Below are 14449 nucleotides of genomic sequence, written 5' to 3'. Positions count from 1 at the left end.
TTTTTTGAACGCGCTCTATTGCTTGGCTTTTGCATTGTACGCGCCGGACCAGACATCCCGATCAAGAGGAGAAGGACGTGACGGTAAGCCAGACCTATTACTTTACTTTCGTTTCTTCACCTACGGTGCAAATAGCCAACAATGTCATTACGAGCGGTGCCCAGAACTCGGTGGCTGTCGCGGGCATTGGGAATGGCGGATGGGCGGCGGCCTGGAATGACGGAATTGCGCCGGGCGATGTCAGGGCGCGAACTTTCGATACGGCTACGGTGCCGCACGCGAGCGAGTTCCCCCTCAATACGACCACGGCCAATGCGCAGATAGATCCGGCCGGCGCGCGCCTGAATGACGGCAGCGCCGTATTCGTCTTCACCGACAAAAGCGTCGATAGCACCGGCGATATTCGCGCCCGTCTGATTTCCGCCAACGGAGCGCCCGCGGGAACCGACTTCGCCATTGTGAGCGGCTCCACCACTGCCGACCGTTCGCCCGACGTCGCGGCGCTGACCGACGGCAACTATGTCGTGGTATGGACCCGCGTCTTCTCCGGCGGCGACAATGACATCCGCGCCCAGATCATGAACGGCAGCGGCGCGGTGGGCAGTCCCATCGCCGTTCAAACCGCCAGCCACCTGAGCACGGACTTTGCGTCGGTCGCCGGTCTTGCGGGCGGTGGTTTTGTGATCGTCTGGCAGGAGGGCCCGCTCGCGTCAGGCAATCAACAGGTCCGCTTCCAGCGCTATAGCGCATCCGGAACGGCGGTTGATGTCAATTCCGTCCTGATCGACAGTGCGGGGACCACGCTCACCGATATTCAGGTGATCGGTCTCAAGGACGGCGGCTTTGCCGTCGCCTATACCAACAATGGTTGGGCTGCCGGCGGCGCCGACACCGACGTTACGCTCAAGATATACAACAGCGATGGGAGCCCGCGGGCCGGCCCCATAAAAGTCAACCAGCTATATACGGCGGGCGATCAGAACAATCCGACCCTTACGCAGCTCGACAACGGTTTTATCGTGGTCGGCTGGTCGAATGCTTCCGACGGCTGGATGAAGGTATATGATTGGTCGGGGGTGGCGGTGACTTCCGGAGAAACCCGGTTCGATGGCAGCGCGATCGAGCCGGAACTGATCGCGCTCAACAGCGGCGTGTTTGTGAGTGCCTGGTCGAGTTCGGCCGCCGATGGCGGAGGCGATAGCTCGATACACTATGGCGTCCTGGAATTGGTTCGAGACCAGCTGGGAGACAGCGCCAACAACACGATCTACGGCGACAGTTTGCACGACGTGATGAACGGCGCCGGGGGCGACGATTTCCTCGTGGGCGGTGGCGGCAACGACCGGATGACCGGCGGTACAGGGATCGACACCGTCCTTTTTGGTGGCACAGCGTCGGACTACCACATCACGTATGATGCCACGCTCAAGCAATTTACGATCACCGACAGGCTCGGCGCCGCCAGCAGCGCTTACGACGATGGCAGCGATCTCGTGGACTCCGTTGAAAAGTTCGGATTCCTGGCGAACAACGAAACGATCGCGAGTTCGGCGTTCGACGGTTCGGTCAACGACTTCAACGGCGACAACCTCAGCGACCTCGTCTGGCGCAACGATGCCGGCGCCACGGTCGTCTGGTACATGAACGGCGGCACCAATTTCGGCAGCGACTCATGGGGATCGGTGCCCGCCAACTGGAGGGTCGAAGGCACCGGCGACTTCAACGCCGACGGCTTCAGCGATCTCTTGTGGCGCAACGACAGCACCGGCGTGACGCAGATCTGGAACATGCAGGCCGGCACGATCATCAACGCCCGGTCGCTGGGTGTGGTGCCCGCCAACTGGCACGTGCGCACGATCGTCGACTTCAACGGCGACGGCACGACGGATCTGCTCTGGCAGAACGATGCCGGCACCACGCAAATCTGGAATATGAACAGCGACGACACCATCGAAAGCACCCGCGGGCTCGGTGTGATCCCGGCAGTATGGAAGTTTCAGGACACCGGCGACTTCAACGGTGACGGCAGACCGGACATGATCTGGCGCCATGACAACGGCACGGTGCAGATCTGGAACATGAATGACGGCGCCATTATCGGCACACAGTCGCTCGGCGTGATGCCGGCGGCATGGAAGCTGGTGGGCACCGGCGACTTCAACGGCGATCACAATACCGACCTGGTGTGGCGCAACGATTCCGGGCTCACCCAGATCTGGGACATGAATGGCGCCGGGAATATCCTGCACGCAAATTCATTGGGCCTGGTGCCGAACAGCTGGAAGCTTGAAGATACCGGCGACTACAATTTCGATGGCAAGACCGACCTTCTGTGGCGTAACGACAACGGCGCGACCACCATCTGGACGATGAACGACGCCACCATTACCAATAGCTATTCACTTGGCGTGATACCTGCCAATTGGCACATTGTCGCCTGAGCGGTTTGACCGCCGAGCGGAAATCCATTCTCCAACGTTGGATGTCTGCTTGCGGTCGCGACAAGCAGCGCTTTCCTCGAAATTCAAGCCGCGCCGCGCTGTCCGCGCAGCTTGCCGAGGATCGGTTGCAGGAATGCGCCGCGCGCCTTCTTCGGCTCGGGGCGTCCCGTCAGGCGCCGGGCGATTTGCAGGAAGGTTTTTGCCGCGCGATGGCTGTCATCGACTTCCGCGATCATCTGGCCATTGTTGGCGGCGTGGCCGAACGTCTTGGAGTCGAACGCGATGGTGGCGATCGGCTGGCTCTCGACCGTCTTGGCAAAGGCCTTGAGCTCAATTTCCGGCCGCTTGGCCATCCCGATCTGGTTGAGGCAGTATTGCGGCGGGCGGTCATTGGGCCGCGCCGACTTCAGCATGTTCATCATGTTCTTGGTGTTGCGCATGTTGGCAAGGTCGGGCTCGGCGACGATCAGGATGTCGTCCGCGCCGACCAGCGCGCGCCGCGTCCAGGCGGTCCATTGGTGCGGCACGTCGAGCACGATGCAGGGCGTGGTCATGCGCAGCGTATCGAAGATGGAATCGAAGGCGTCGGCCCCGAAATCATAGACCTGATCGAGCGCCGCGGGCGCCGCCAGCAGGCTGAGATTGTCGCCGCATTTGGCAAGCAGGCGCTCCATGTAGGAGCTGTCGAGTTTCTCGGGCGAGAATACCGCATTGGCGATGCCCTGTAGCGGGTCCTGATTGTAGTCGAGGCCGGCGGTGCCGAAGGCGAGGTCGAGGTCGATCACGACCGAGTCCATCGCAAGGTCGCGCGCGATGGCCCAGGCCACATTGTGCGCGACCGTGGAGGCGCCGACGCCGCCCTTGGCGCCGATGACCGCGATCATGCGGCCGACGGTGACCGCCTCCGAGGCCGAGAACAGGCTGCAAATCGAGCGCACGACGTCGATGACCTGAACCGGCCCGATGACATAATCGTTGACGCCGCGGCGCACCAGCTCGCGGTAGGGCGCAAGGTCGTTGGCGCTGCCGATCACGATGACGCGCGTGCCGGGGTCGCAGACGCTGGCGAGCTCGTCGAGCCCGGCCAGGATGTCCGTCTGCGCCTGGGTTTCCAGGATGATGACGTTGGGCGTCGGCGCCTTGTGATAGGCCTCGATGGCGGCGGCGATGCCGCCCATGTGCACCGACAGATGCGCCTTGGTGAGGCGGCGGTCTTCCGCCGCCGACCGCACGGTGGCGGCGGTCGCCTGCGTCTCGCAGAAGGCCTGCGCCGAGATGCGTGGCGCCGGCGCGATGTAGTCGTCGCCGTGGGAGGGCGGGGCGTCCGGCTGTTGTTCTTGATCTTGTGGGTCGCGGCTCATCACTTGCCTGTGTCGCTCAGTTTGGCCTTGTCTTGCTCAGGATAGGTGGTCGTGGTCGGCTCGCCCTTGCGGTAACGGCTGAAAGCGACGTCGCGCCGCGGCGTGTAGGCGGGCGTTTCGGATCGCGGTTGCTCGAGGTCGGCCGGATTGGCGACCATGGCCGCAAGGTTGCGCTGCGAGGCGCAGCCGAAATTATGGTAGTGCTTGTTCTCGTTGTAGAAGGGGTTGTCGATATTGGGACCGAGATCGGCGGGCCACAGCCCGCAGGGGCCGGCCACCGCCGTGATCTTCGGATAGCTCAGGCGGATGGCTGCAAAGTGCCTGGGATCATCCGGGGTATAGTGGCGCATCGTGATGGCGCGCGATGGCACGCCGCCGGCCACCAGATGCGAGCGGATTTCCCGCCAGGCCGATGCCGCCGCCCGTGAATTCGGAGTGTTCGAGGGCACGTCGACGACGATCGTGCCGGTGCCTTCATTGACCCAGGTGCGCGCCAGGCCGCGGACGTCGTCGCGCTGCGACGGCGACAGTCCGCCGCGTCCGGTGCCGACGAACACCACAATCGAGCGATCGGCCTCCTGAACCGCGATGGGATGACGCTGCCGGTAATCGGTCGGCGGAACGCTCGCGGTGACTTCGCCGCCATAGACCGTGCACGCGCCGAGCGCCGCCGAAAGGGCGACGAGCGCAGTCAGGCTGCGCAGCGTCTTGAGGCGGTTGAGATCTGTCTTGCCCGTCATTCTGTCGTCCCCTATGCCCCGCGTCAGTCGAGCGCCCGCCTCAGTCGATGATGTAGCCAAGCTGACCCTGGTAACCTGTGCCCGGCTCGAAGCGCGCGATGCCGTAGATCCGGTTGATGCGGGCGAGCAGGACGGATTGGGAATCGGAAGCCGGCGCGAAATTGTCATCCGGGCGCGACAGCTCCTTCTGCGCGACCGCGCGCACCACATAGGGCGTCACCAGCACCATCAGCTCGGTCTCGTTGTTGACGAAATCCTGGCTGCGGAACAGCGCGCCAAGCACGGGAAGCTGGTCGAGTCCGGGCAAGCCGTTGATCGCCTGCTTGGTCTGCTGCTGGATCAGGCCGGCCATCGCCATCGAACCGCCCGAGGGGATTTCCAGCGTGGTTTCGGCGCGGCGGGTCCGGATCGAGGGCACCGTCAGCGACGAGCCGTTCTGCACCAAGGTGATGGAATTGTCGTTGGAGACCTCGGAAACCTCGGTCATGACGCGCAGGCTGATCCGGCCTTCGGTCAGCACCACCGGCGTGAAGTTGAGCGAGATGCCGAACTTCTTGTACTGGATCTGCGTCGTACAGACGCCTGTCCTGGGATCGCAGAAATAGCCGGCTGGAATCGGAAATTCGCCGCCGGCGATGAAAGTGGCGGATTCGCCCGAGATGGCCGTGAGGTTGGGCTCGGCCAGCGTCCGCACGACACCGGCCGATTCCATCGCGCGCAAGGTCGCGGTGACCTGCGGCACGCCCTTGAGGAGCGCTCCCGCCTGGAAACCGTTGTCGGGCACCAGCGGACGGCCGAGGGCGGTGAACGGGGTGGAGTTGTTGAAGTTCACCACGGCGGTGCCGTAGTTCATGCTGGCGCTGAGATCGACGCCCATCTGCTTGACGATGTCGCGCCGCACTTCGGCAACGGCGACCTTGAGCATCACCTGATCGCGGCCGCGCACGACGATGGAGTTGATGACCTTGTCGGGGCTGCCGACCAGCCGCGAGGCGACGTCGGCGGCCTGCTGGGCCTCGACAGGGCTGCCGACCGTTCCGGTCAAGAGCACGCCTTCGCCGACACCTTCGATATTGATCCCGGGCAGGCTCTGGCGCAGCGCCGCCCGGACGCCGTTGAGGTCGCGCTTCACCGCGATGTCGTAGGAGGCGATCTGCTGGCCGTCGCCGTCGAAGAACACGACGTTGGTCTGGCCGACGTCCCCGCCGATGATGTAGGCGCGCTGCGCCGAACGGATCACGGCGTTGGCGACCTTGGGATTGGCGACCAGCACGTCCTTGGCTTCGCGCGGCAGGTCGACGATCACGGACTTGCCGGTGCCAAGCGACAGGAAGCGCGTCCTCAGCGATCCCGAATTGATCGCGCCGGTCGGAGCGGGATCGGGTTTCAGCTCCGGCCGCGATTCGGCTCTGGCTTCTGCTTTGGAGTCGACCCTGGCTTCCGGCTCGTTCGCAGTGACGGGCGAGGGGACCAGATGGAACGCCACCGCGGCGACCGCCGCCAGTGACAGCGCACGGACGGCCGTTCGAGCCGTCAGTCGATTGTTACCGCACTTCATACTCGCGTCCCCTCAAATCACTTCTGTGTCGTCGTGATGGTTTGGACGCCGTAGCGAACCACCTTGACGCTCTCGCCCCGCTTCGGGGACTCCTGATCCGATGAATTGTCGGCATCGGTCTTGTTGATGTCGGCGATGCTGCGCAGCGCGAGCTGTAGCGTGCCGGTCTGGCGCGCGCGGGCCAGCGTCTCGGCCTGCTCGGGCTTCAGCTCGAGCGTCACGGTCTTGCCGACGACGGCGTTCTGGCCGTCCTTTTCCTTCGGCGCCTGGTCGATCGCGAGCACGCGGACGTTGGAAAGCAGGATTTCCGAATTGACGATGTCGGCGCCGCCCTTGTCGGGATTCTTCTCGCGTTTGGAGAGGATCACGTCGACGCGGTCGTTCGGCAGGATGAAGCCCCCGGCGCCGGTTTCGGCCGAGATTTCCGTCGAGATGGCGCGCATGCCGGTCGGCAGGATTGCCGCCATGAAGCCGGAGCCGTTGGCCTTGACCAGCTTCTGCTCGCGGATCGGTTCACCCGTGATGAAGGGCGAGCGCGCGATCGAGCCGATCACGCTCTCCATGCCGTTGCCGTTTTCACGGCGGATAAAACTGTTGCTGGCGGTCGAGGCTGGCCAGGTCTGCCATTGCAGATCTTCCGCCTTCACGGTCTGGCCGAGGCCAATGTCCGATTTGGCGACGAGGATTTCGGTTGTCGGCAGTTGAACGACCGGCGGCGGCTCGGGGCGCTGCGATGTGTCGGTGCCACGCGCCAGATATGCCGCGATACCGCCGGCACCAAGAGCAATGGCAAGGACGACGATACGGGCTGTCTTCATACGCTACGCTACTCACACGCCGGGACGGTGCGGCCTTTCGAGCCTCACCCGCGACCATGACTAGGCCAGTAAAAGTATAAGGGAGATTGCGCGGCCCGATCCCGGTTCCAGGGAATCGTCGCCATGGTGAACAGTCCGTTATTGAAACGAGACAAACCCGCATAAACACGGAGCGTTTGCACCGGCGGCGACGTCAAAGGCCGCGCAACCTCTGCGCGACCGGAGCCTGGTTAACCGTCGGTAAAGGGGGCGGTTCTAGCTCGACGCAGCCTTCAGCGCCGCAAAGCCGCGGTCGAGATCGGCCTTGAGGTCGTCGACATTCTCGAGGCCGATGTGCAGGCGCAAGGTCGGCCCGCCCGGCGACCATTTGGTGGCGGTGCGGTAGCCGTCGCAGTCGAAAGGGATGGCCAGGCTCTCGAAGCCGCCCCATGAATAGCCCATGCCGAACAGCGTCAAGGTGTCGAGCATGGCGTCGACCGCCTGCTGCGGCGCCGGCTTCAGCACGATGCTGAACAATCCGGAGGCGCCGGTGAAATCCCGCTTCCAGATCGCGTGGCCAGGATCGCTTTCCAGCGCCGGATGCAGCACGCGAGCCACTTCCGGCCGCGCCGCCAGCCAGCGCGCCATCTCAAGGCCTGAGCGGTAATGCTGCGCCAGCCGCACCGACAGGGTGCGCATGCCGCGCAGCGCGAGATAGACGTCGTCAGGTCCGGCGCAGACGCCGAGCAGGCGGATGTTTTCCGAAATGATCGGCCAGGCCTTTGCGTTGGCCGAGATGGTCCCGAACATGATGTCGGAATGGCCGCCGATATATTTGGTGCCGGCCTGCATGCTGATGTCGACGCCCTGGTCGAGCGAGCGGTGGTAGAGCGGCGTCGCCCAGGTGTTGTCGTCGATGACGAGCGCATCGCGCGCATGCGCCACCGCCGCGATGGCGGGGATATCGGGCATCTCGAAGGATTGCGAGCCGGGCGCCTCGACCAGCACCGCGCGCGTGTTCGGCTTGAACAGCTTTTCGATGCCGGCGCCGATCTGGGGGTCATAATAGCTGGTTTCGACGCCATAACGGGCGAGCAGGCCGTTGCAGAAATTGCGCGAAGGCCGGTAGACGTTGTCGCAGACCAAGAGATGGTCGCCGGCCTTCAGCACCGCGAGCAGCGTGGTCGAAATCGCGGCGAGGCCCGATGGCGCAAGGCCGACGCCGGCGCATTGCGGGCCCTCCAGCTTCATCAGCACATCCTGTAGCGCCCGCGTGGTCGGGGTGCCGTGACGGCCATAGGTGTATTCGGCGCGATGGGCATGCAGGTCGTCGGCGGACGGATAGAGCACGGTGGAGCCGCGGAACACCGCCGGATTGACAAATCCCTTTTGCGCCTTGGCATCGCGGCCCGCCGTCACCAGTCGGGTTTCGGCTTGTTGCTGAGACGACCGATCGTCCGCCCCTGAAGAGTTCATGCGCTTGCACCAAAGACTTTTTGCCGCAGCCGCAACGCATCAGGTCCGCCGGGCTGCGGGTCCGGTCGGGTTTTCCTAGTAACAGGACAGCGAAGAGCGCCGTCAACCCCTTGACCCGGAGCCCCAGTCGTTCTGTGATGCAACCCGACACTCCAGTCGCAGCATGTTGAGGGGCCTGCCGCGACCTTCGGTCAATTGCCTGTCTGTAGCGAACGTCTATCTGCCGTTTTACAACGACGTTTCCGGCAAGGGATCATCGGGTTGGCCCACGACATGCATGGCGCGGAGCCAATGTTCCCGGACGACCCCTGAAAGGCCTTTGCCATGAAACGCGTATCCCTCGTTCTCACCCTTGCCGTTGCCGCCGGTCTCTCGGCCCAGGCCGCCTCCGCGCAAACCCTCAAGACGGTCAAGGACCGGGGCATGCTGTCCTGCGGCGTCAGCCAGGGCCTGCCTGGCTTCTCCTCGCCGGACGACAAGGGCAACTGGACCGGGCTGGACGTCGACATCTGCCGTGCGATCGCGGCCGCGGTCTTCAACGATCCGTCCAAGATCAAGTTCGTGCCGCTCTCGGCCAAGGACCGCTTCACCGCGCTACAATCGGGCGAAATCGACGTACTGTCGCGCAACACCACCTGGACGCTGTCGCGCGATACCTCGCTCGGCGCCAATTTCACCGGCGTGACCTATTACGACGGGCAGGGCTTTCTGGTGAAAAAGTCGCTCCAGGTGAAATCGGCGCTGGAACTGAATAGCGCCTCGGTCTGCGTGCAGACCGGCACCACCACCGAGCAGAACCTGGCCGACTACTTCAAGGGCAACAACATGAAGTATGAGGTGATCGCGTTCGCGACCGCCGACGAAACCGTCAAGGCCTATGAATCCGGCCGCTGCGACGTGTTCACCTCCGACGTCTCGCAGCTCTATGCCGAGCGCTTGAAGCTCGCCAACCCGGCCGACCATGTCGTGTTGCCGGAAGTGATCTCCAAGGAGCCGCTCGGGCCGATGGTCCGCCATGGCGACGATCAGTGGTTCGACGTCGTCAAGTGGACGCTGTTCGCCATGGTCAGCGCCGAAGAGCTCGGCATCACCCAGAAGAACGTCGACGAGATGGCCAAATCGGACAAGCCCGAGCTGAAGCGCGTGTTCGGCACCGACGGCAATCTCGGCGAACAGCTCGGTCTCACCAAGGACTGGGTGTCGCGGATCGTTAAGGCGGTCGGCAATTACGGCGAATCCTTTGAGCGCAACGTCGGCGCCGGCTCCAAGCTCGGCATCGCCCGCGGCCTGAACCAGCTCTGGAACAAGGGTGGTATCCAGTACTCGCCGCCGATCCGCTGATCGCTGGCCGGGGGGCCACGGCGATGACCATCGAACCTCGAAAGCCGCCATCGCAGTTCATTCCAAGACTGCAACGGGCGCTGGGCGGCAGCGCGGGCTGGAGCGGCTTTATCGTCCAGTTGCTGTTCGTCGCTGCGCTCGCCTGGATCGCCTATGAGATCGTCGCCAATGCCCGCGCCAATCTGCAAGCGCAGCGGATCACCGCGGGCTTTGGCTTTCTTGCCAACAATGCCGGCTTTGACGTCAGCCAAAGCCTGATTCCCTATTCGGGCTCCGATCCCTATACCCGCGTCTTCCTGGTTGGCTTGCTCAACACGCTGCTGGTCTCGGTGATCGGAATCTTCTTCGCCACCGTGCTCGGCTTCCTCGTGGCGCTGGGCCGGCTGTCGCCGAACTGGCTGCTGTCGCGCATTTCGGGCGGCTATGTCGAACTGATCCGCAACCTGCCGGTCCTTTTCCAGATCCTGTTCTGGTATCTGGCGGTGCTCGCCGCGCTGCCCAACCCGCGGCAGAGCATATCCATCCTCGACAGCATATTCCTGTCCAACCGCGGTCTGGTGGTTCCAAAGCCGGTGGGTACGGCAGGTTTTGAGCCGTTCGTCGCGGCGCTGCTGATTGCGATCGTGGTTGCCATTGCGCTGTGGCGCTACGCGCGCCGGCAACTGTTCCTGCACGGCAAGATGATCAAGGTCTGGCCGTATGCGCTGGGTCTTGTGATTGGACTGCCGCTGCTGTCGGCGCTGATCTTCGGGGCACCGGTGAAGTTCGACGTGCCGGTGCTGCGCGGCTTCAATTTTGCCGGCGGCTCGCGCATCATCCCTGAATTCGTCGCGCTGACGCTGGCGCTTTCGACCTATACGGCCGCCTTCATCGCGGAGATCGTGCGCGCCGGTATCCTTTCCGTTCACAAGGGACAGATGGAGGCGGGCTCCTCGCTCGGCCTCCAGCGCGGCTCGGTGCTGCGACTGATCGTGATCCCGCAGGCGCTGCGCGTGATCCTGCCGCCGCTCACCAACCAGTATCTCAACCTGACCAAGAATTCCTCGCTGGCGGTCGCGATCGGCTATCCCGATCTGGTGTCGGTGTTTGCGGGCACGACGCTGAGCCAGACCGGGCAGGCCATCGAGATCATCGGCATTACCATGGGCGTCTATCTGCTGATTTCGCTGGTCACCAGCGCCATCATGAGTTTCTACGGTTGGCGCATCAGCCGGAGTATGGGGTGATGAGCGACGCGCTGCCATCTTCGTTCGTCCGCCAGGAACTGGTGCCGGAACGCCCGGCGCCGGTGAAGACCACCGGATTCATCGGCTTCCTGCGCACGCGCCTGTTCAACTCGCCGACCAACATCCTGATCACCATCGTCAGCGCACTGCTGCTGTGGTTCCTACTCGTCCCGGCCATCAGGTTCATGCTGATCGATGCGGTCTGGACCGGCAAGGACCGCACCGCGTGCCTTGCCAAGGATGCCTCGCAAACGGTCGGCGCCTGCTGGCCGTTCATCCAGGCCAAATTCAGCCAGTTCATCTACGGCTTCTATCCGGAGCCGGAGCGCTGGCGGGTCAACATCGTGTTCTTCCTCGGCGCGATATTGTTGCTGCCGCTGCTGATTCCGCGACTGCCGGCCAAGAGCCTCAACGCCGGCCTGTTCTTCCTCGCGTTTCCCGTCGTCGCGTTCTTCCTGCTGTATGGCGGGGGATTGAAGGGCTTGGGCGTCAGTTGGACCGCCGGGCTTCTGTCCGGATTCAACGACAGCATCGGCGATGGCGGGCGCAAGCTCGTGGCGTCAGGTGAGGCCACGGCGGTGATCGGACCCTTGCTGTGGGTGATCGGAAAGCTGCTCGTGCTGCTTTCCACGCTCGTGTCGTGGATCCTCTTGCCGCTGACCTGGCTGCGCGACTTCATTCAGAGTTTTGGCCGCCCGGTATGGGCGGATCTCGCGTTCACCACGATCATCGTCGTCGGTCTGCTGTTCTGGCTCACCGGCGGCTTCCGCGCCGGCTGGCGACCCCTGATCAATTGCCTCGCGGTGTTTGCCGGCATCGGCCTCCTCATCGCGATCATGGGCCTCGACCGCGGCGGATTGCCCATCGTCGACACGCGGCTGTGGGGCGGCCTGCTGGTGACGCTGGTGGTCGCCGTCGTCGGCATCGTCACCTCGATGCCGGTCGGTATCGCGCTGGCGCTCGGGCGGCGCTCGACCATTCCGCTGATCCGGATCTTTTCGATCGCCTTCATCGAATTCTGGCGCGGCGTTCCGCTGATCACGGTGCTGTTCTTCGCAACCTACATGTTGCCGCTGTTCGTCCCGACCGGATTTACCATCGACGGACTGATGCGCGCCCTGATCGGCATCGCGCTGTTTACCGGCGCCTACCAGGCCGAAAACATCCGCGGCGGCCTTGCCGCGATCCCGCGCGGGCAGGGCGAGGCCGCGAACGCGCTCGGCCTGTCCTGGGCCAAGACCACGTTCCTGGTCGTCTTGCCGCAGGCGCTGCGTCACGTCATCCCCGGCCTCGTCAACAGCTTCATCAGCCTGTTCAAGGATACCTCGCTGGTCTCGATCGTCGCGCTGTTCGACCTGCTCGGCCAGTTGCGCGCCTCGTTCTCCGATCCGGTGTGGTCGACGCCCACCACGCTGTTCACGGGCTTTGCGTTCACCGGGATCATCTACTTCGTGTTCTGCTTTGGCATGTCGCGCTACTCGCTGTTCGTCGAGAACAGGCTGAACGCGCATCGCCGCAACTGAGTGAACAACATGGCAGCGAATTCGATCGTCAACATCAGCGGCCTCAACAAGTGGTACGGCGATTTCCACGTGCTGCGCGACATCAACCTTGCGGTCGCCAAGGGCGAGCGGATCGTGATCTGCGGCCCGTCGGGGTCGGGCAAGTCGACGCTGATCCGCTGCATCAATGCGCTGGAGGAATTCCAGGAGGGCCAGATCAACGTCGAGGGCATCGAGCTCGGCCCGAACCTGAAGCGCGTCGATGAAGTGCGGCGCGAAGTCGGCATGGTGTTCCAGAGTTTCAACCTGTTTCCGCATCTGACCGTGCTGGAGAACTGCACGCTGGCGCCGATCTGGGTGCGCAACATCCCGCAGAAGGATGCCGAAGCGACCGCCATGAAATATCTGGAGCGGGTGAAAATCCCGCATCAGGCCAACAAATATCCCGGCCAGATGTCGGGCGGACAGCAGCAGCGCGTCGCGATCGCCCGCGCGCTCACCATGAGCCCGAAGGTCATGCTGTTCGACGAGCCGACCTCGGCGCTCGACCCGGAAATGGTCAAGGAAGTGCTCGACACCATGGTCGATCTTGCCAGGGAAGGCATGACCATGCTGGTCGTGACCCACGAAATGGGATTTGCGCGGGAAGTCGCCAACCGCGTCGTGTTCATGGACGCGGGGCAGGTGATCGAGTCAAATACGCCGCAGGAATTTTTCGCCAATCCGCAGCACGCGCGGACGAAGCTGTTCCTCAGTCAGATTTTGCGGCATTAGCGGCTTTCATCCTTCGAGACGCACGCTGACGCGTGCTCCTCAGGATGAGGTCGAGAGCGGAGTGGGATTGCTAGACCCTCATGGTGAGGAGCGCGGCAACGCCGCGCGTCTCGAACCACGAGGCCGAAGTCTAGCCTATTACACCTTCTCGAACGGCGGCTCGATCTTGCTGCGCTTCTCCATCCATTCCGGCACGGGGAGATTCTTCGAGCGCATGAATTCCGGATTGAACAGTTTTGACTGATAGCGATTGCCGGAATCGGCGAGGATGGTGACGATGGTCTTGCCCGGTCCGAGCTGCTTCGCCAGCCGGATCGCGCCCGCGATGTTGACGCCGGTCGAGCCGCCGAGGCAGAGGCCTTCGTGCTGCAACACGTCATAGATCACCGATACCGATTCCTCATCGGGGATGAGGAAGGCGGTATCGACCCTGGCTTCCTTGACGACGGACGTGATGCGGCCAAGTCCGATACCTTCGGTGATGGAGTCGCCTGGTGTCGACTTGGCCTCGCCGTTCTTGAACAGCTCGTACATGGCAAAGCCGGGCGGATCGGCGCAGGCCGTCACAATGTTCTTGTTCTTTGATTTCAGGAACGCGGTGGTGCCGGCGATCGTGCCGGCGGTGCCGACCGAGCAGATGAAGCCGTCGACCTTGCCGCCGGTCTGCTCCCAGATTTCCGGACCGGTGGATTCGAAATGTGCCTTCGCATTGTCGAGGTTGTTCCACTGGTCGGCGAACAACACGCCATTGGACTCGGTCTTGCGCAATTGATCGGCGAGCCGGCGGCCGACATGCTGATAATTGTTCGGATTGGAATAGGGCAGCATCGGCACTTCCACGAGCTCGGCGCCGCACAACCGCAGCATGTCCTTCTTTTCCTGACTCTGGGTGTTGGGAATGAGGATCAGCGTGCGATAACCGCGCGCGCTCGCCACCACGGCAAGCCCGATGCCGGTATTGCCCGCGGTCGATTCCACGACGAGGCCGCCCGGCTTGAGGTCGCCGCGCTTCTCGGCTTCCAGGATCATCCATTTGCCGGCACGGTCTTTCACCGACTGGCCCGGATTCATGAATTCGGCCTTGCCCAGAATGGTGCAGCCCGTCAGCTCGGAGGCCTTCTTGAGCTTGATGAGGGGCGTGTTGCCGATCGCCTGGATGACGTCGTTGTTGATGGTCATGTCTTTGATATCGCCGGTTGTTTCCTCTGCGCGGGCGACCCTAAAGGACCGCCG

General features: G+C 63.3%; 11 protein-coding genes. 5 read left to right on the top strand and 6 right to left on the bottom strand.

From position 1 onward, the window contains the following. The first annotated feature begins 77 nt into the window (after positions 1-77). Complete coding sequence (locus JQ628_RS34815) at positions 78-2441, top strand: FG-GAP-like repeat-containing protein (RefSeq protein WP_212220745.1); 2364 nt, start codon at positions 78-80, stop codon at positions 2439-2441. A gap of 83 nt (positions 2442-2524) precedes the next feature. Here the strand turns inward: JQ628_RS34815 and JQ628_RS06085 are convergent, their stop codons facing one another. The 5 genes from JQ628_RS06085 to metC all read right to left on the bottom strand — a co-directional run bounded on the left by JQ628_RS06085 (position 2525) and on the right by metC (position 8373). Continuing rightward, positions 2525-3802: an AAA family ATPase gene (locus tag JQ628_RS06085; protein ID WP_212220742.1), complete on the bottom strand. Its 1278-nt coding sequence runs from the start codon at positions 3800-3802 to the stop codon at positions 2525-2527. Beyond that, the gene (locus JQ628_RS06080) at positions 3802-4542 is read right to left on the bottom strand and encodes a CpaD family pilus assembly protein (protein ID WP_212220739.1); all 741 of its coding nucleotides are present in this window, start codon (positions 4540-4542) and stop codon (positions 3802-3804) included. The genes JQ628_RS06085 and JQ628_RS06080 overlap by 1 nt, the downstream gene beginning before the upstream one ends. 40 nt (positions 4543-4582) lie before the next feature. After that, positions 4583-6100 carry a type II and III secretion system protein family protein gene (locus JQ628_RS06075; protein ID WP_212220736.1) on the bottom strand — a complete coding sequence of 506 codons (1518 nt, stop codon included), beginning with the start codon at positions 6098-6100 and terminating at the stop codon, positions 4583-4585. Between the two features lie 17 nt (positions 6101-6117). After that, entirely contained in the window at positions 6118-6918 is an 801-nt protein-coding gene (gene cpaB, locus JQ628_RS06070) for a Flp pilus assembly protein CpaB (protein ID WP_212220733.1), read from the bottom strand. Positions 6919-7173: 255 nt separating this feature from the next. Then, positions 7174-8373, bottom strand: coding sequence for a cystathionine beta-lyase (metC, locus tag JQ628_RS06065; RefSeq protein WP_212220730.1), 1200 nt, complete (start codon positions 8371-8373; stop codon positions 7174-7176). 324 nt (positions 8374-8697) lie between these two features. Here metC and JQ628_RS06060 point away from each other — a divergent pair, with 324 nt between their 5' ends. Genes JQ628_RS06060 through JQ628_RS06045 form a run of 4 tightly spaced genes read left to right on the top strand, consistent with a single transcriptional unit; the run spans position 8698 to position 13216 of the window. Further along, the gene (locus JQ628_RS06060) at positions 8698-9714 is read left to right on the top strand and encodes an amino acid ABC transporter substrate-binding protein (RefSeq protein WP_212220727.1); all 1017 of its coding nucleotides are present in this window, start codon (positions 8698-8700) and stop codon (positions 9712-9714) included. A 23-nt stretch (positions 9715-9737) separates the two neighbouring features. Next, on the top strand, positions 9738-10940 hold the full coding sequence (locus JQ628_RS06055; protein ID WP_212220724.1) for an amino acid ABC transporter permease: 1203 nt from the start codon (positions 9738-9740) through the stop codon (positions 10938-10940). Beyond that, the gene (locus JQ628_RS06050; protein WP_212220721.1) at positions 10940-12463 is read left to right on the top strand and encodes an amino acid ABC transporter permease; all 1524 of its coding nucleotides are present in this window, start codon (positions 10940-10942) and stop codon (positions 12461-12463) included. Before JQ628_RS06055 ends, JQ628_RS06050 begins: the two co-directional genes overlap by 1 nt. 9 nt (positions 12464-12472) lie before the next feature. Then, positions 12473-13216, top strand: a complete 744-nt coding sequence (locus tag JQ628_RS06045; RefSeq protein WP_212220718.1) for an amino acid ABC transporter ATP-binding protein — start codon at positions 12473-12475, stop codon at positions 13214-13216. Positions 13217-13354: 138 nt separating this feature from the next. Here JQ628_RS06045 and JQ628_RS06040 read toward each other — a convergent pair whose 3' ends face one another. Further along, the gene (locus JQ628_RS06040; RefSeq protein ID WP_212220715.1) at positions 13355-14395 is read right to left on the bottom strand and encodes a cysteine synthase A; all 1041 of its coding nucleotides are present in this window, start codon (positions 14393-14395) and stop codon (positions 13355-13357) included. Positions 14396-14449: the final 54 nt, after the last annotated feature.

The sequence above is a fragment of the Bradyrhizobium lablabi genome, from assembly GCF_018129385.1.
Classification (GTDB): domain Bacteria; phylum Pseudomonadota; class Alphaproteobacteria; order Rhizobiales; family Xanthobacteraceae; genus Bradyrhizobium; species Bradyrhizobium lablabi_C.
This window is presented reverse-complemented; position numbering and strand designations above follow the sequence as displayed.